The sequence below is a fragment of the Streptomyces incanus genome, assembly GCF_042656345.1.
Lineage (GTDB): Bacteria > Actinomycetota > Actinomycetes > Streptomycetales > Streptomycetaceae > Streptomyces > Streptomyces incanus.
In genome coordinates, this window is sequence record NZ_JBHSPC010000107.1 from 37,780 (window position 1) to 55,233 (window position 17,454).

Annotated in this window: 16 protein-coding genes and 1 pseudogene; 5 read left to right on the forward strand and 12 right to left on the reverse strand. The window is 70.6% G+C overall.

Annotation, left to right across the window (positions count from 1 at the left end):
• From ACFP2V_RS30795 to ACFP2V_RS30845, 11 genes are all read right to left on the reverse strand, one after another.
• Positions 1 to 776, reverse strand: a 776-nt coding sequence (locus ACFP2V_RS30795) for a MaoC/PaaZ C-terminal domain-containing protein (RefSeq protein WP_381218574.1), incomplete at its 3' end; no start/stop codon positions are given.
• A 19-nt stretch (positions 777 to 795) separates the two neighbouring features.
• On the reverse strand, positions 796 to 1,653 hold the full coding sequence (locus ACFP2V_RS30800; RefSeq protein WP_381218575.1) for an alpha/beta hydrolase: 858 nt from the start codon (positions 1,651 to 1,653) through the stop codon (positions 796 to 798).
• Positions 1,654 to 1,685: 32 nt separating this feature from the next.
• On the reverse strand, positions 1,686 to 2,615 hold the full coding sequence (locus ACFP2V_RS30805; RefSeq protein WP_381218576.1) for an NAD-dependent epimerase/dehydratase family protein: 930 nt from the start codon (positions 2,613 to 2,615) through the stop codon (positions 1,686 to 1,688).
• A 6-nt stretch (positions 2,616 to 2,621) separates the two neighbouring features.
• On the reverse strand, positions 2,622 to 3,416 hold the full coding sequence (locus ACFP2V_RS30810) for a hypothetical protein (protein ID WP_141666153.1): 795 nt from the start codon (positions 3,414 to 3,416) through the stop codon (positions 2,622 to 2,624).
• 56 nt (positions 3,417 to 3,472) lie between these two features.
• Positions 3,473 to 5,320: a flavin-containing monooxygenase gene (locus ACFP2V_RS30815; RefSeq protein ID WP_079048018.1), complete on the reverse strand. Its 1,848-nt coding sequence runs from the start codon at positions 5,318 to 5,320 to the stop codon at positions 3,473 to 3,475.
• Positions 5,321 to 5,356: 36 nt separating this feature from the next.
• Complete coding sequence (locus ACFP2V_RS30820) at positions 5,357 to 5,824, reverse strand: VOC family protein (RefSeq protein WP_381218577.1); 468 nt, start codon at positions 5,822 to 5,824, stop codon at positions 5,357 to 5,359.
• A gap of 35 nt (positions 5,825 to 5,859) precedes the next feature.
• A complete protein-coding gene (locus tag ACFP2V_RS30825) occupies positions 5,860 to 6,750 on the reverse strand; it encodes a cyclase family protein (RefSeq protein WP_381218578.1) in 891 nt (296 codons plus the stop codon).
• Between the two features lie 249 nt (positions 6,751 to 6,999).
• Positions 7,000 to 8,157: an acetyl-CoA C-acetyltransferase gene (locus ACFP2V_RS30830; protein WP_055628916.1), complete on the reverse strand. Its 1,158-nt coding sequence runs from the start codon at positions 8,155 to 8,157 to the stop codon at positions 7,000 to 7,002.
• 35 nt (positions 8,158 to 8,192) lie between these two features.
• Positions 8,193 to 8,780 carry a TetR/AcrR family transcriptional regulator gene (locus ACFP2V_RS30835; protein ID WP_055628934.1) on the reverse strand — a complete coding sequence of 196 codons (588 nt, stop codon included), beginning with the start codon at positions 8,778 to 8,780 and terminating at the stop codon, positions 8,193 to 8,195.
• Positions 8,781 to 8,870: 90 nt separating this feature from the next.
• Positions 8,871 to 9,665, reverse strand: coding sequence for an SDR family oxidoreductase (locus tag ACFP2V_RS30840; RefSeq protein ID WP_055628917.1), 795 nt, complete (start codon positions 9,663 to 9,665; stop codon positions 8,871 to 8,873).
• Complete coding sequence (locus ACFP2V_RS30845; protein ID WP_381218579.1) at positions 9,662 to 10,861, reverse strand: acyl-CoA dehydrogenase family protein; 1,200 nt, start codon at positions 10,859 to 10,861, stop codon at positions 9,662 to 9,664. Before ACFP2V_RS30845 ends, ACFP2V_RS30840 begins: the two co-directional genes overlap by 4 nt.
• A 117-nt stretch (positions 10,862 to 10,978) precedes the next feature.
• Between ACFP2V_RS30845 and ACFP2V_RS30850 the strand changes: the two genes are divergently transcribed.
• Genes ACFP2V_RS30850 through ACFP2V_RS30870 form a run of 5 tightly spaced genes read left to right on the forward strand, consistent with a single transcriptional unit; the run spans position 10,979 to position 16,417 of the window.
• Complete coding sequence (locus ACFP2V_RS30850) at positions 10,979 to 12,490, forward strand: FadD3 family acyl-CoA ligase (protein ID WP_055628919.1); 1,512 nt, start codon at positions 10,979 to 10,981, stop codon at positions 12,488 to 12,490.
• Positions 12,487 to 13,350, forward strand: coding sequence for an enoyl-CoA hydratase (locus ACFP2V_RS30855; RefSeq protein ID WP_055628920.1), 864 nt, complete (start codon positions 12,487 to 12,489; stop codon positions 13,348 to 13,350). Before ACFP2V_RS30850 ends, ACFP2V_RS30855 begins: the two co-directional genes overlap by 4 nt.
• Positions 13,340 to 14,482 carry an acyl-CoA dehydrogenase family protein gene (locus tag ACFP2V_RS30860; protein ID WP_381218580.1) on the forward strand — a complete coding sequence of 381 codons (1,143 nt, stop codon included), beginning with the start codon at positions 13,340 to 13,342 and terminating at the stop codon, positions 14,480 to 14,482. The genes ACFP2V_RS30855 and ACFP2V_RS30860 overlap by 11 nt, the downstream gene beginning before the upstream one ends.
• 1 nt (position 14,483) lies before the next feature.
• Positions 14,484 to 15,437 (forward strand): acyl-CoA dehydrogenase family protein, encoded by a 954-nt coding sequence (locus ACFP2V_RS30865; RefSeq protein WP_055628922.1) that lies wholly within the window; start codon positions 14,484 to 14,486, stop codon positions 15,435 to 15,437.
• Entirely contained in the window at positions 15,434 to 16,417 is a 984-nt protein-coding gene (locus ACFP2V_RS30870) for an acyl-CoA dehydrogenase family protein (RefSeq protein WP_055628923.1), read from the forward strand. The genes ACFP2V_RS30865 and ACFP2V_RS30870 overlap by 4 nt, the downstream gene beginning before the upstream one ends.
• A gap of 348 nt (positions 16,418 to 16,765) precedes the next feature.
• Here ACFP2V_RS30870 and ACFP2V_RS30875 read toward each other — a convergent pair.
• Positions 16,766 to 17,268 (reverse strand): annotated as a pseudogene (locus ACFP2V_RS30875) (lipoate--protein ligase family protein); the annotation flags it as partial.
• Positions 17,269 to 17,454: the final 186 nt, after the last annotated feature.

Sequence of the window (17,454 nt, forward strand, 5' to 3'; positions counted from 1 at the left end):
GCGAAGCCGATCCGGCCTCCGCTGATCACGGTTCTGTCCTCGACGGCGACCTCGAAGCCGCCCGCGCCCGAGTCGCGGACCGCCAGGGAGTCGCCCGGGAGGACGGGGCTCGCGAAGCGTCCCTCCAGCACGGTGAGGTCGGCGGGGTGCGCGCCGTACGCCGGGGCGAGCGCCAGCGCGGAGGCTGCCAGCGAGCACAGGCCGTGCAGGATGGGACGTGGGGCGCCGATCGCCTTTGCGGCCTCGGGATCGACATGGATGTGGTGCTTGTCGCCGAGCAGCCGGTACAGGGCCGCCTGTTCGGCCCGCGTCGCCACGGGCACCTCGCGCGCCCGTTCCCCGGTCCCTCGGGGCACGGAGGCGCCCCGTTCGCCCCCGAAACCCCCCGCGCCGGGGGCGAAGACGGACCAGACCGCGGTGAACTGCTCGGCGGCCACCTCGATGTCGAAGACGGCGGCGCTGCCCTTGTCCCACACCTCGCGCACCCGCGCCGACATCTCGACGGCGCCGGCGCGGGGAAGCGGGCCGTGGACGTCGAGGCGCTGCGACCCGTGCACGGCGACACGCGGGTCGAACGCTCCGGCCGTTCCGACCGCGTCGGGGGCCCACTGCCCCAGGACCAGGGCGAACGTCGGCAGCACGCGCAGGTCGCGCTCGAACACCAGGTCCAACTGCTGTGCCGTGGCCCCGACGGCGAGTGCGTACAGGATCGCGTCGTTCTCGTCGTAGGAGACCGTCCTGGTCCCCAGATCGCGGCCTGCCCAAGGATGCTTCATTCGTCTCCCGCTCTCGTCGTCACCGGGCCGTCGACCGGACGAACCGCACGCACGACTCGACGGCGGCGACGGAGGCGTCGTGGTCGGGGTGGATCAGCGGCCAGGTGTGCCCTCGGTCCGCGATCACCTCCAGCGTGCAGGTGATGTTCGCGCCCGCGAGGGAGCGGGCCAGGTCCAGGGCGTCCCCCAGGAGCGCCTCGGCGGCGCCGACCTGGATCAAGGTGGGCGGGAAGCCGGCGTGGCCGGCCAGCAGCGGCGAGACCAGGGGGTCGTCCGCACGGGCGCCTTGCAGGTAGTCCTCGCGTGCCGATGCGGCCGTCGCCAGCGGGAAGAAGGCATCGGTCGCGGTCCCGTAGAACGGCGAGGAGCAGCGCAGGTCCAGCCACGGGGAGAGCAGCATCAGCCCGTCGGGGGCGCGGATGCCGCCGGTGTCCGCGACGGCGGCGACGGAGGCGGCGAGGCCGGCGCCCGCCGAGTCGCCGGCGACGACGAGCGGCCCGGCCGTCGTGGCGGCGAGCTCCTCGTAGAGGGCGACGGCGTCACGCAGTCCGGCCGGGAACGGGTGCTCCGGCGCGAGTCGGTACCTCGGTACGACGACGGTCGCCTCGGCGCCCGCCGCCAGACGCGCGAGGTGGGCGTCGTAGGCCTCCGGCGTGCCCATACGGTAGCCGCCGCCGTGCAGGTACAGGACGGTGGCCCGGTCGCCGGCGCTGATCGTCCGGCAGGACACGCCCGCGAGGTCGGCGTCGCCCGCCATGACTCCCAGCGCGGGGTCGATCTCGGTCGCGGCGAACTGTGCCCGGCGGGCCAGGAGTTCGGGGGGCGCGGGGGCGCCCGCCCGCTCGGCGGGCAGGGTGCCGTGCAGTGTGGTTTGCATGTCTTTCCCAAAGAGGTCTTCGTCACGGACGTTCAGCGCGCGGTCGCGACGAGCTTGTCCGGGTGCCGGGCGGCGACGGTGCGGCGGATGCCCTCGCGCCAGTCGACCGCGCACGGCCCGGTGATGGCCGCGCGGCGGGTCGTGTCGGCGACCGACCCCCGGAGCGTCCCCTCGATCGGGGCCACCTCGACGGTCTGGCGGACGCCCATCAGCTCGCCGGCGTAGGCCGTCCACTCCTGCACGCTGACCGGTTCGTCGCCGCCCCAGTTCACGATGGTGGCCGGGGTGGACGCTGCCTGGAGCAGGGCCTCGACCTGCGAGTTGATGTCGTCCTCGTAGATCGGGCTGTAGAGGCACGGATCCCACCGCGTGGTGATCGTGCGGCCCTCGGCGAGGGCGTCGATGTGCATGGCGGGCAGTCCGCCGTTGGGGCCGTAGGAGGCGTTCATCCGCGCGATCGTCACCGGGACGCCGAAGGCGCGGGCGGCGAAACGGGCGGTGGCCTCCTGGGCGATCTTCGACATCGAGTACGTCGGGGTGTGGGTGCTGTTGCACTCCCCGAGCGGCGACCCCTCGGTGAACACGTACCAGGGGTCGTCCTGTGGCCGGTACACCGAGTGGGTCGACATGACGAGCGTCCCCTTGGCCGACCTGCAGTGCTGGAGGAGCAGCCCGGTGCCCTCCGCGTTGGTGCGGAGGGCTGCGTCGAAGTCCCAGTCCGGGGCCAGGGTCGCGGCCAGGTGCACGACGTAGGTGAAGTCCGTGGGGACGTCGGTGAAATCGCCGCCCCCGAGGTCGCAGGCGACCGGGGTGATCCCGGCCGCGCCGACCCGTTGCCGGTCGTCGGGGCGGCTGAATCTCGCCAGCCCCCACACCTCGTTCTCGGCGGCCAGGGCGCGGGCGATCGGGAAGGCGATCTGCCCGGCGACCCCGGTCACCAGGATCTTCTCACCGCTGAGCATGGCGTCTCACCACAGCTCGTCGGTGTACTTGTCGGTGCCGACCACGGTGGGGAGGAACGGCGACGCGAAGGTGACCCGGCCGACGCCCGTGCGCTCGATGTCCGCGGCGTAGTCGACGATGTGCTGCCAGCTCTCGACGGGGTCGCCTTCGAGGAAGCACAGCTGCAGGATGCGCTCCATCGTCCCGCCGTCGTTGCCCATCTTCATCGGCACGTTGTGATCGGCGGGCCACGGCTTCATCCGCCAGCTGCTCACCCGGTCGACCGCCCCGGTGTCGAGCAGCGTCCTGACGGGCCCCGCGTCGATGGCCTTGATCGCCTCGGCGCGGTCGACGCCGTCGGCCGGCTCGATCATCACGGTGACCAGGCCCTGATAGCGGTGGTCGAGCGCCAGTTCGAGCGGGACGCCGTCCTCCTGGGCCGAGAGGGTGGAGTCGGGCAGGTACTGGCCGGTGTGCACGTGCTCGCGCTCGGCGAAGCCGCGGCCAGCGGCGTACAGCTCGCCGACCTGGGTGCGCGCCCAGGCCTCGGCCTCCTCCGTCTCCGGCTCGTGCACCCAGTAGATCGCGAGGTAGGAACCGTCCTCGGTCTTGGTGGCGACCGGCCCGCTCTCGGGGAAACGGAGGTCCTTGAGCCGCTTGGGGGCGACCCAGCGGGAGCCGGCGAACCAGCCGGGCCCGATCATGCAGCCCGAGTAGCGGTGGTCGCGCTCGTACCAGCGGTTGTAGGCGGCCTCGTGTCCACGCACCGGGTCCACCAGGGTGAACAACGCCTGTCCGAGCCTTACCGGGGTCAATGTCATGCGTACTCCCTCGTCCTTGAAGGATGCGTATGGAAACGTGCGCCGGGCCGATGGCCTCAGCGGGTCACGGCGATGCCCTCGAACCTGTCGTCCTCGCGCCATGTGCGGAGCAGGTCGAAGTAGACGTAGCCCGGTCCGTGCAGGCCGGCCACGAGCGTGCTGCGCCTGTCGTCGAGGCGGCCCTCGTTGTTGTACTGGCCGGGGGTGCAGGTCGTGTTCCAGTCGCGCCGCATCTCGGCGTGCTCGGAGATGGTCCGGTTCCAGGCGGCCTCGGCCTCGGGGGTGGGCTCGATGGCCCGGATGCCCTCGGCGAGGCACTTGCCGACCATGTAGACCATGTGCTTGGCCTGGTGGTCGATGAGGTTGGCGATGTTCGACACCTGCGTCGACTGGGTGAAGCCCAGGAAGAACAGGTTGGGGAAGTCGCCGCTCAGGAAGCCGTGGTAGGTGCTGACGCCGTGGGCGAACTTCTTCGACAGGAGGTTCCCGTTGCAGCCCGCCACGTCGTAGCCGGCCTTGTCGGTCCAGGTGCGGCCCTGCTGGAACCCGGTGGCGTAGACGATGAGGTCGACCTCGTACGCGCGGTCGCCGACGACGATGCCCGTCCCGGTGATCCGGTCGATCGGCGTCGCGGTGGTGTCGACGATGTCGACCGACTCCTTGTTGAACGCGGGCAGGAAGTCGTCGCTGAAGCCTGGCCGCTTGCACATGGTGCGGTAGTAGGTCTTCAGTTTCTCGGCCTTCGCGGGGTCCGTGACGACGGCGTCGACACGGTCGCGCAGCATCTCGTTCCACTGGTAGTCCGAGCGCTCCATGGCGTCCATGTACTGGTCGAGGGTCGGCTCCGCTCCCCCGGCCTCGTAGACCGCGTTCAGCTGGTACTTCGCGAACTTGATCCAGCCGTCGTCGACCTCGCAGTCCGCGGTGGCCCGGTCCATCGCGCACTTGTCGAAGCTCGCGCGACGCGTCCTGCTCCAGCCCTCCGGGAGGGACCGGAACCACTCGACGTCGGTCGGCGCGTTCTCGCGGGGGGCGATCTGGGTGGGGGTGCGCTGGAAGACGACCAGGGACTCCGCGTACTCGGCGAGCTGCGGGATGGCCTGCACGCCGGTGGCGCCGGTTCCGATGATGGCGACGCGCTTGTCGCGCAGCTTCTCCAGGTTCCCGGTGATGTCGCCGCCGGTGTAGGCGTAGTCCCACCGGCTGGTGTGGAAGCTGTGGCCGCGGAAGGTCTCCACCCCGGGGATCCCGGGGAGCTGCGGGCGGGTGAACTGGCCGCTCTGCGTCGAGACGAAGCGGGCACGGAGGACGTCGCCGCCGTCGGTGCGAACCGTCCAGCGGGCGGTGGTCTCGTCCCACTCCATGTCGGTGACGCGGGTCTGGAAGAGGGCGTTCTCGTAGAGGCCGAACCGCTCGCCCAGCTGACGGCAGTACGCGAAGATCTCACTGCCCCGCACGTACCGCTCGGTCGGTATGTAGCCGGTCTCCTCCAGGAAGGGGAGGTAGATGTAGGACTCGACGTCGCAGCGCACGCCCGGATAGCGGTTCCAGTACCAGGTGCCGCCGAAGTCGGCGGCGACGTCGAGGATCTTGAAGTTGGTGACGCCGATCTTCTTCAGCTCGATGCCGGCGCTGAGCCCCATGAAGCCGGCGCCGATGATGAGCATGTCGAGATCGGCGGTCACCGCCGGCGCGGTCCGGGGGCCGTCCGCCCACGGGTCGGCGTCGAAGCCGGCGAGCGCGCCGTCGAAGTCGACGGCCTTGAAGGTGTCGGCGCCGGTGTTCGGCAGACGCCTGTCCCGCTCGGCCGCGTACTTGGCCCGGAACCACTCCAGGTCCTCAACCTTGCGCTGAGGCGTCCAGAGGTGTGCGTCGCGGGTGGTCTTCTCTTCGGAGATGGTCATTGTCGTCCTTGTATTCGTCTCGGCTCTGAGGGTCGATTACCAAGGGGTTCCGGCCGGGATGTGCATGAGCTCGATGCGGTTGCCGTCGGGGTCGGCCACGAAGACGAACTGGGGCGCGTCCGGATCGCCCAGGCCCGCGCGGGTGTCCGGGACGAGCGTGCCGCCGAACTCGCTCAGCGCCTCCGCCGCGGCGTCGATGTCGTCGGCGAAGAACGACAGGTGGGTCATCCCCAGGTGGTTGCGGCGGGTCGGCGGGGCGCCGATCACGCCCGGCTGACGGTAGGACAGCAGTTCCACCCGGAAGCCGTCCTTCTGGAGGAAGGTCGAGGTGAGGCTGCACGGGGCGTCGACCTCGGGGATCTGCTCGTCGAGGTCGTACTCCATGATCTTGGCGAAGCCCAGTCCCTCGCAGTAGAAGCGAAGGCTCTTCCCCAGGTCGGAGACGCACAGTCCGACGTGGGAGGTGCGGTAGGGGCTCGCGGTCGCGCCGGTGTTCTCGGTCATCAGAGGTCCTTGCCAGGCGGGGCCGGGTGGAGGGGTCAGCCGATCGCCACGGGGGTGACCGGGCTCGCGGTCGCGCCGGTGATCTTGAGGGCGCCGATGCTGAGCAGGAAGTCGAAGCACCGGTCGGCCGCCAACTCGGCCAGGTTCATGTTCTCCAGCAGGTGGATGCCGTGCTCCACGAGCAGGATGATGTGGCCGCCGAGGTACACGTGCTGGTCGAACGGGATCGACTCGATGGCCGAGTTGTCCGATCCGATGAGCGCCGGGTCCTTCTCGGCGAGGAACGCGGCGGCTTCGAGGCCGATCCCCGGCTGCGGCATGATGTCGGCCCGGCCGGCCATGAAGGCTTCGAGCCAGCCGGTGCGGATCAGCACCAGGTCGCCCGGCTGCAACGCGACTTCCTGCTGGTCCAGTGCCTCCTGCAGGTCGGCCGGGGTGATGACGTAGCCCGGCTCCAGCCGGTCCACGCCCTTCGACGCGGCGACGTCGACCAGGACGCCGCGGCCGACGATCCCGCCGACCTTGTCGATGCTGCACTTCGCCGCGCCCGAGTAGGGCGTCATCTGGTCGGCCGGGTACCCGTTGTAGATCTTGTCGTCCGCGTAGGCGTGGCAGAGCGCGTCCAGGTGCGTCGACGTGTGCGAGGGGAGGATCAGCTGGTCCTCGTTGGCGCCGACGCCGGGGGCGCCGCCATTGGCGCGGGCCATAGCCTCGTCGTCGTGGTTGGTCAGGGTCAGCCGCTGCGGCGTTCCCCGGTATTCGAGGTTCGGCACGCCCGACCGTTGGATCGGGATGCTGAGGCTGTAGGTCTTGCCGGTCTTGGGCAGTCGGAGCGCGGCGAGCACCAACTCCGGGGTGAGGAGGTTGAGGGTGCCCCGTTCATCCGAGTCGCCCCAGCGGCCCCAGTTGGTCTTACGTGTCTTCACCCTGTTGCTCCTGATCTGTGCTTGGGGGACGGCCGCTCGAGGTGGGTGCAGACCGGCCCGGCATTCGATGTGACCGGAATCATGTAGCGTGAATGCGATGACGCTAGCCACTGGCTACATTTGCGTCAATGCTTTTCGGGCCGGGATTCCGAAACCCTGCCCCGGCGCTGCGCCGCCGGGAGAAGAGCCTGCTCAGCAGGGACCGGCCGCCCGCCCGCACAGGGGGGGAGGCGGCCGGGCAGGCGCGTGTCAGAGGCGTTCGATGATGGTGACGTTGGCCTGGCCGCCGCCCTCGCACATCGTCTGCAGGCCGTACCGCCCGCCGGTGCGCTCCAGTTCGTGCAGCAACGTGGTCATCAGCTTGGTGCCGGTGGCGCCCAGCGGATGCCCGAGGGCGATGGCGCCGCCGTTGACGTTGACCTTGTCCGGGTCGGCGCCGGTCTCCTTCAACCAGGCCAGGACGACCGAGGCGAACGCCTCGTTGATCTCGACCAGGTCGATGTCGTCGAGCGTCATCCCGGCCTTCTTGAGCGCGTACGCCGTGGCCGGGATCGGCGCGGACAGCATCCGGATCGGGTCCTCGCCGCGCACCGAGAGGTGGTGGATGCGGGCGCGCGGAGTCAGCCCGTGCTCCCGTACCGCGCGTTCGCTCGCAAGCAGCATCGCGGAGCCGCCGTCGGAGACCTGCGAGGCGACGGCGGCGGTCAGTCGGCCGTCCTCGACCAGCGGCGCGAGGCCCGCCATCTTCTCCAGGGTGGTGTCGCGGCGCGGGCCCTCATCGGCCGTCACGTCCCCGTACGGGACGAGCTCGCGCTCGAAGCGGCCCTCGTCGATCGCGCGGACCGCCCGCTGGTGGGAGCGGAGCGCGTACTCCTCCATGTCACGGCGGGAGATGTCCCAGTGGCGGGCGATGAGTTCGGCGCCGTGGAACTGGTTGACCGGCTGGTCGCCGTAGCGGGCCCGCCAGCCCGAGGAGCCGGCGTACGGGCCCTCGGTCAGCCCGAGCGGCAGAGCGGCCTGGCGGCTGGCGAAGGCGATCGGCACCTGCGACATGTTCTGCACGCCGCCCGCGACCACCAGGTCGCTGGTGCCGGACATCACCGCCTGGGCGGCGAAGTGCACGGCCTGCTGGGAGGAGCCGCACTGCCGGTCCACGGTCACCCCGGGCACCTCCTCGGGCAGCCCGGCGGCCAGCCAGCAGGTGCGGGCAATGTCGCCGGCCTGCGGTCCGACGGTGTCCAGGCAGCCGAAGACCACGTCCTCGACGGCCGCCGGGTCGGCGCCGGAGCGCTCCATCAGCGCCTTCAGCACGTGCGCGCCGAGGTCGGCCGGGTGCACGGCGGACAGCCCGCCGCCCCGCCTGCCGACGGGGGTGCGTACCGCTTCGATGATGTATGCCTCGGCCATGGCCGCTCCTTCTTCGAATCTGCGATGTATCGGTGTCATTCGCGGAGGGCGATGCCCTCCAGCACCATCGACAGGTACTGGCGGGCGATCTCCTCCGGGCTGTGCTGTCCACCCGGCCGGTACCAGGACACGGCGACCCAGACGGTGTCGCGCAGGAAGCGGTAGGTGAGCCGGATGTCGAGGTCCGCGCGGAAGACCTCGGCGGCCACTCCGCGCTCCAACGTGCCCAGCCACGCCTTCTCGAACTTCTTCTGCGACTCGACGAGGAAGGCGAAGCGCGGCTGGTTCTGGAGGTGCTTGGACTCCCTCTGGTAGATGGCGACGGCGGCGCGGCGCTGGTCCATCTCCCGGAAGGACTCGGTGACGAGGGCCTCAAGGGTCTCCCTGGGCCCGAGGTCGGTGCCGAGCACGGCGTCGTACCGGGCCCAGAGCTCGGTGAGGAACCCGGAGAGGATCTCGTCGAGCATCGACTCCTTGGAGTCGAAGTAGTAGTAGAGACTGCCTGCGAGCAGGCCCGCCTCGTCCGCGATCTTGCGGACCGTGGTGGCGTTGTAGCCCTGCGCGGCGAACACTTCCGCTGCGGTGGCCAGGAGTTCCTCGCGCCGCTCGGGCGACGGGCTCATCGCGGTCTTCTTACTGTCGCTGCTGCTGGTCTTGGTCACAGAGGAATTCTCGCCTCACCCGTGCCGCCTGTTCGCCGACACGGGTCCTCCTCAGGCTCGCTGACTGCTCACGGAGACCACTTCGCCGGTCATGTAGGAGGAGTAGTCGGAGGCGAGGAAGACCATGACGTTGGCGACCTCCCACGGCTCGGCGGCGCGGTTGAACGCCTCACGGCCGGTGAGCTCGTCGAGCAGTTCGTCGGAGGTGACCTTGGCCAGGAACGCGTGCATCGCCAGTGACGGGCTGACCGCGTTGACGCGGATGCCGTACGGGGCGAGGTCGAGGGCGGCGCACCGGGTCAGCGCCATCACCCCGGCCTTGGCCGCGGCGTAGTGGGCCTGGCCCTCCTGGGCGCGCCAGCCGACGACGGAGGCGTTGTTGACGATGACTCCCCCGCGCTCCCTCATCCGTGTGCCCGCGGCGCGGATGGACTTGAACGTCCCGGTCAGGGAGATGGCGATGACCTTGTCCCACTGCTCGTCGGTCATGTCCAGGATGTTGGCGGTGCCGCCGAGTCCGGCGTTGTTGATCATCACGTCGACGCCGCCGAACTCGTCGGCCGCATCCAGCAGCGCCTCGATGTCGGCGTCCTTGGTGACGTCGGAGACCAGGGTGCGCACCCGGTCGGCGCCGAACTCCGTGCCCAGCTCCTCCTGGGCCTCCTTGAGCCGGCGCTCGTGGGTGTCGCCGATGACGACGGCCCTCGCGCCCTCGTCGAGCGCCCGGCGCACGACAGCGGCGCCGATCCCGGCGCCGGCCCCCGCGGTGACGACGACCGTCCTGCCGTCGAGCAGGTTGTGGCCGGGCACATAGGTCGGATTGAGGGCGAACGGCTTTGCGGTCATGCCAGGGCCACCTTCGGTTCCTTCGGGAGGCCGAGCACGCGCTCGGCGAGGATGTTCTTCTGGATCTCGTCGGATCCGCCGTAGATCGTGTCGGCGCGGCTGAACAGGAACAGCCGCTGCCAGTTGTCCAGGTTGTAGGCCTCCGGGCCGGAGCTCTGGAGCAGGGACGCCGGCCCCCGCACCTGCATCGCCACCTCGCCGAGCTTGCGGTGCCAATTGCCCCAGACCAGCTTGGCGATCGAGGCCGCGCCCCCGCCGGCGGCGGAGTCGGACCCGCCGTCGAGCCGGGAGAGTCCGCGCACGGCGTTGGCGCGCATGACCTCGAACTCGACCTTCAGCTGGGCGAGCCTGTCGCGGATCACCGGGTCGTCGATGGAGCCGTTGCCCCGGGCGACGTCGATGAGGTCGTCGAGCTCGCGGGCGAACCCCACCTGCTGGCCCAGCGTCGACACGCCGCGTTCGAATCCGAGCAGGCCGGTGGCGATCCGCCAGCCTCCGCCGACCTCGCCGACCACCAGGTCGGCCGACGTCCGCGCACCGGTGAAGAAGACCTCGTTGAACTCCGAGCCACCGGTGAGCTGCTCGATGGGGCGCACCTCGACGCCGGGCTGGTCGATCGGCACCAGCAGGAAGGACAGGCCCGCGTGCTTGACCGAGCCGGGCTCGGTGCGGGCCAGGACGAAGATCCACTGGGCGCAGTGCGCCAGCGAGGTCCAGATCTTCTGCCCGTCGACGACCCACTCGCCGGTCCGCTCGTCGAGCCGCGCCTTCGTGGCGACCGAGGCGAGGTCCGACCCCGCGCCGGGCTCGGAGTAGCCCTGCGCCCACAGCTCGGTTACGTCGAGGATCTTCGGCAGGAACCGCTGCTTCTGCTCCTCGGTGCCGAAGGCGATCAACGTCGGTCCGAGCAGTTGTTCGCCGAGGTGGTTCACCGTGTGCGGCGCGTCCGCGCGGGCGTACTCCTCGTGGAAGATCACCTGCTGCTCCAGCGAGAGGCCGCGACCGCCGTACTCCTCCGGCCAGCCCAGCCCTGTCCAACCGGCCGCCGCGAGGTGGCGGTTCCAGGCGAGCCGCTCCTCGAAGGCCTCGTGGTCGCGGCCCGGGCCGCCCGTCCCGCGAAGGCCCGCGAACTCGCCGGACAGGTGCATGTCGAGCCAAGTTCGCACATCGGTGCGAAACGCCTCGTTGTCGGACACGTCGCCGGCCTCCTGGATGGGATCAAGATGTGCGGCCCGGCCCCTGTTGCCACCGGACGGCGTTACGATAGCCTACCTAACAAGCATTTGATAGAACCCGAAAAGGAGGATGGCCCTGTGCGTTCCGGAGAACCAGTCGCCGCACCGAACACCATCCCTGCCGTCCTCGACGCCGCCGCGCGGACCCACGGCGACAAGCCGGCGTACGTCAGCGGTTCGAACGTCGTCACGTTCAACGAGTTGCGGCAGCGCGTGCGGGCGGCTGCCCGCCGGTTCGCCACCCTCGGCGTCGACCCCGGCGACCGGGTGGCGGTCTGGGCGCCCAACTCGGTCGCGTGGGTGATGGCCGCGCTCGGCGTGCACTACTGCGGGGCGACGCTCGTCCCGGTGAACAGCCGCTACACCGGTCGCGAGGCGGCCGACATCGTCACGCGTACGCGTGCGAAGGTCGTGGTGCTCGACGACGGCTTCCTCGGCCGCGGCCAGGCGGCCGAGCTGCGCGCCGCCGGTGCGACCGGTGCCGCCGTCGTCACCCTCCGCCCGAGCGGGACCGAGCAGTTCTTCGACGCGGTCGAACCGACCGTCTCCGAGGACGAGGTGGTCGTGCGGGCGTCGAAGGTCTCCCCCGACGACGTGGCCGACATCCTGTTCACCTCCGGCACCACCGGAAAGCCCAAGGGCGCCCTCAGCGCCCACCGCCAGACCGTCGGCGTCGCCCGCGCCTGGAGCGGGCTCACCGGCGTGACCGCTGACGACCGCTACCTGGCGATCAGCCCGTTCTTCCACTCCTTCGGCTACAAGGTCGGCATCGTCACCGGGCTCGTCACCGGGGCGACCCTCTACCCGCCGGCGACGTTCGACCCCGACGACACGCTGCGGCTGATCCAGGACGCGAAGATCACCGTCCTGCCCGGCGCCCCGACGATCTACCAGTCGCTGCTGACCGCGCCCAGCCGGCCGCAGTACGACGTGTCCTCGCTCCGCCTCGCCGTCACAGGTGCGGCCGTCGTGCCCGTCGTGCTGATCGAGCAGATGCGCGACGCCTTGGGGATCGACCGGATCGTCTCCGCCTTCGGCATGACCGAGGCGGTCGTGGTCACGATGTGCCGCGAGGGCGACTCCGCCGAGACCGTCGCCAACACCAGCGGCCGGGCCGTCCCCGGCATGGAGATCGGCCTCGGCGACGGCGGCGAGCTCCTGGTGCGCGGCGACTACGTGATGCTCGGCTACCTCGACGACCCCGAGGCCACCGCCCAGGCGATCGACGCCGACGGATGGCTGCACACCGGCGACGTCGCAACCGTCGACGCCGACGGCAACCTGAAGATCGTCGACCGGCTCAAGGACATGTACATCTCCGGCGGGTTCAACGTCTACCCCGCCGAAGTCGAACAGACCCTCATGCGCCTCGACGGCGTCAGCGACGTCGCCGTGGTCGGCGTGCCCGACGAGCGCATGGGCGAGGTCGGCAAGGCCTACGTCGTCGGGACGGTCGCCGCCGACGAGGTGATCGCGTTCGCCAGGGCCCAGCTCGCCAACTTCAAGGTGCCGCGCCTGGTCGAGGTCGTCGACGGCCTTCCCCGCAACCCGTCGGGCAAGGTGCTCAAGAAAGAATTGGGGAAGCAGTGACAACCACTGAGGACGTCGTCACCTACGAGGTCGTCGACGGTGTGGCGTGGGTGCGGCTCAACCGGCCCGAGTACCGGAACGCGCAGAACTCCGCGATGACCTACGCCCTCGACGCCGCCTTCACGCGGGCGGTCGACGACGACGAGGTGAAGGTGATCGTGCTGGCCGGCAACGGCGCGCATTTCAGCGCCGGCCACGACATCGGCACGCCGGGCCGCGACGTCGACGTCGCGTACGAGCGCAAGGCCGTGATGTGGTGGACCCACGTCGACAAGGAGGGCGGGGACCAGCGCTTCGCCCGCGAGTCCGAGGTCTACCTCGGCATGTGCCGCCGCTGGCGCGAGATCCCCAAGCCCGTCGTCGCCGCCGTCCACGGCGCGTGCATCGCCGGCGGCCTGATGCTGGCCTGGAGCTGCGACTTCATCGTCGCCTCCGACGACGCGTTCTTCTCCGACCCCGTGGTGCGCATGGGCATCCCCGGCGTCGAGTACTTCGCGCACCCGTGGGTGATGAACCCGCGCGCCGCGAAGGAGTTCCTCTACACCGGGGACCGCTTCTCCGCCGCCCGGGCGCTCGAACTCGGGATGGTCAACCAGGTCGTCCCGCGAGCGGACCTGGAGAACCACGTCGCCGCGCTGGCCCAACGGATCGCGAACATGCCGCGGTTCGGCCTCGCCCTGACCAAGAAGGCGATCAACCAGGCCGAGGACCTGCAGGGCCTGCGCGCCGGCATGGACTCCGTGTTCGGGCTCCACCACTTCGCCCACGCCCACAACGCCGAGGTCTCCAGCGACTCCCTCGGCGGCCTCGACGCCAAGTCGATGGCGGCACAGAACAAGGCGGCAGCCGATGGATCTTGAGCTCTCCCCCACCGAGACCGCGTTCCGCGACGAGGCGCGCGCGTGGCTGAAGGCCAACGTGCCCGCCGAGCCGCTCCGCTCGATGGACACCGCAGAGGGGTTCGCAGCCCACCAGGAGTGGGAGGCCCGACTGGCCGACGCGAAGTTCTCCGTCGTGTCCTGGCCCGAGGCGTTCGGCGGGCGTGACGCCTCGCTGAACGAGTGGGTGATCTTCGAGGAGGAGTACTACCGCGCCGGCGCCCCCGGCCGGGTCTCCCAGAACGGCATCTTCCTGCTCGCACCGATCATCTTCGAACACGGCACGCCCGAGCAGCAGCAGCGCTTCCTGCCCGCGATGGCGCGCGGCGAGGCGATCTGGGCACAGGGCTGGTCGGAGCCCGAAGCCGGCTCCGACCTCGCGTCGCTGCGCTCGACGGCGACCCGCGACGACGAGCGCGGCGGCTGGGTCCTCAACGGCCAGAAGACCTGGTCCTCGCGTGCCTCCTTCGCCCACTGGGGCTTCGGGCTGTTCCGTTCCGACCCGACCGCCGAACGCCACCGCGGCCTCACGTACTTCCTCTACCCCCTGGACGCTCCCGGCGTCACCGTCCGCCCGATCGCCCAGCTCGACGGGCGGCTCGGATTCGCCGAGATCTTCTTCGACGACGTGTTCGTCCCCGACGCCGACGTACTCGGCGCACCCGGCGACGGCTGGCGCGTGGCCATGTCGACGGCCGGCAACGAGCGCGGCCTCTCCCTGCGCTCCCCCGGCCGGTTCCTCGCGGCGGCCGACCGACTGCTCGACCTGTACGCCACCGCCCCGGATCCGCGCCTCGGAGCTGATGTGGCCGACGCCTGGATCAAGGCCGAGGCGTACCGGCTCTTCACCTGGCGCACCGTGACCCGCCTCGCCGCGGGCGCGGAGATGGGCGCCGCCGGCTCGGTCAACAAGGTCTGGTGGAGCGAACTCGACCTAGCCCTGCACGAGACCGCGCTGGCCCTGCGGGGGCCTTCCGCCGAAGTGGTCGACGCGTGGACCGACGGGCACGTCTTCGCCCTGGCGGGGCCGATCTACGCCGGCACCAACGAGGTGCAGCGCAACATCGTCGCCGAGCGCATCCTGGGCCTTCCCCGCGAACCGAAGGGAAACTGACATGGACTTCGAGCTCACCGCCGAGCAGAAGGCCTTCGCCGCCTCCCTCGACGCCCTGCTCGCCTCGTCCCGCACCGTCGACGCCGCCCGGGCCTGGGCCGAGGGCTCGCACGGGCCCGGCTTGGAGATCTGGGGCAGGCTGGCCGAGCAGGGCGTCAACGCCCTGCTCGTCGCCGAGGAGGACGGGGGCGTCGGCGGATCGTTCGTCGACCTGGCCGTCGCGCACGAGGCGCTGGGCCGCCACCTCGCCGTCGGCCCCTGGATCGAGTCGACCGCTTTCCTGGCCGCAACGCTGAGCGGCAAGGAGGCGACCGCGATCGCCGAGGGCCTGGTCGCCAGCGTCCCGATCGACGGGTACGTGCTGGACGCCGATGTCGCCACGGTGGTGGGCGACGGCTGCGTCGGCGACCTCGCCGAGTCCGTCGACATCACGCGGAGACTCTTCCGATGCGAGGCGCCCGCTCCCGGCGTGCACGCCACCTCCGCAGGAGCCGGGTTCGAGGCCGCCTGCCTCGCCGCCTCGGCCCAACTCCTCGGCTCCGCCGAGCGCGTGCTCGCCGATACCGTCGCCTACGCCGAGCAGCGCCGCCAGTTCGGCCGTGCGATCGGGAGCTTCCAGGCGGTCAAGCACGCCCTGGCCGACGTCCGCATCCAGTTGGACTTCGTGCGTCCGCTGATCCACGGCGCCGCCCTCGCCCTGGACGCCGGCGGCGCCGACGCCGCCCGCTCGGTCTCCGCCGCCAAGGCGTGCGCCTCCGACGCGGCGGTCCTCGCCGCCCGCACCGGGCTCCAGGTGCACGGCGCGGTCGGCTACACCCGCGAGCTCGACCTGTCACTGTGGCTGCTGCGCATCCAGGCGCTGTCGACCGCCTGGGGCACGCCGGCGTTCCACAGGCAGCGCGTGCTCGACTCCCTCCTGGGCGAGCGGGACGTCCGGCAGGGGGCGGCACGGTGACTCCCGAACAGCAGGCCCTCGTCTCCACCGTCCAGGCGCTGCTGGGCAAGCGCGCCGCCTCCGCCGCCGTGCGGAAGGCACTCGACGACCCGGCGGGCTTCGACTCCTCCCTGTGGGAGGTGCTCGTCGAACAGATCGGGGCGGCCGCCCTCACGATCCCCGAGGAGTTCGGCGGCGCCGACGCCTCCCTCGTCGAAGCCGCGCTGGTCCTCGAAGAGCTGGGCAGGTCCCTGGCACCGACGCCCCTGATCGCCGGTGTCATCGCGGCGGAAGCCCTCCTGGCCGCACCGGAGTCGGATCTGCGCAACGAGCTGCTCGGCCGCATCGCGGCCGGTGCGGTCGCCACCGTCGTCCAGGCCGGCCCCACGCTCTACGCCGGGCAGGCGGAGATCCTCCTGGCCGTCGACGGCGACCGCCTCCTGCTCGTCGACGCCGCCGACGTCACCATGACGCCCGCGATGGACCAGACGATCCAGTTGGCGACCGTGGTATTCGACCCGGCGGCTGCGACACCGGTCTCGACCGGCGCAGAAGCAGCGGCTGTACGAGCAAGGAGAGCCGCCCGCATCGGGGCCGCGGCCCTCGCGACCGGCGCCGCCCAGCGTGCCCTGGACGTGACCGTCTCGTACGCGAAGGAGCGACACCAGTTCGGGCGGCCGATCGGATCGTTCCAGGCGCTGAAGCACCGGATGGCCGACATGCTCGTCCTGGTCGAGACCAGCCGCAGCGCCACCTGGGCGGCAGCCGCAGGCGACATCAAGGCCGAAGTCGCGGCCTCTTACGCCACCGAAGCGGCGTTGAAGACGGCAGGGGAGATGATCCAGCTGCTCGGCGGCATCGCGATCACCTGGGAACACGACGCCCATCTGATCTTCAAACGCACCCAGGCACTGACGCAGTTGTTCGGCCAACCCCACGAACTGCGAGCCGGGCTGCTCGACGCCGACGCCGCTGCGCCCGCCGATGCGGGCGTGGCGTAAGCCCCTGTGCGAGGACCTCGATCCTGGCGGTGAGGGTGTAGCACCGGGTGGCTTGCGGGTGTTCGCCCGTGTTCGGGGCACACGTGCGGCGGGCCCCCTTGTCCGCACCGTTCGCACGAGGGCGGCTCTCCGTCGTGCGAACGGTGCGGAGCCGGGAGGGGCCGTTCATCGACCCCACCCGCACCGCAGACCTGGAGGAACACATATCGTCGCGTCCCATCCCAGTTCACGGATGTCCTCGCGGGCAAGGTACCGCTCCGTCACCGTGGGCCCTCGGGCATGAGCCTGGTTATCGCCGAAGGGCCCGCTGAAGACCCCTGGTCGCACGGGCCGATCAGAACTTGGCGGTCACGGCACCCGGTGGAGCCACTCCTCCGTGGCGAACTTGGTGCGGACGAGTTCCTCGGCCTTGGCCATCTCCTCGTGACGTGACCCACCGTCAGGCCGTAGCGGGTGCGGAAGGAGGCGATCATGCGGTCGATGACCTCGGAGCGGGACAGACCGGTCTGACGGCGCAGCGGGTCGACGCGCTTCTTGGCGGAGGTGGTGCCCTTGTCGGACATGTTCTCCTTGCCGATCCGCAGGACCTCCAGCATCTTGTCCGCGTCGATGTCGTAGGACATGGTCACGTGGTGGAGGACGGCTCCGGTGCCGCCGTCGCGCGGGAGGAGGCGCTTCTGCGCCGCGCCCGCGATCTTGCCAACCTCGGTCGCGATGTCGTTGAGCGGCTGGTACCACGCCTTGATGCCCATGTCCCCGAGCGCGGTCAGGACCCAGTCGTCCAGATAGGCGTAGGAATCGGCGAAGGAGAGGCCGGAAACGAGGGACTCGGGCACGGAAAGCGATTGGGTGCAGATCTTGTGAGGGTGCCTCGTTGGGGTGATTCGCAGGGTTTTGCGGTGTCACCGGGTCGGCTGCCTGAAGTTCCCCCCGGGTCCTGGACAGCGGGTGTTTACGCTGCGGGGGTGAGGTCCTGCCTGACCATCCCCTCGTAGCGTGGAGCCCGTGATTGCAGGGGAAGTTGGGATTCATGGGGT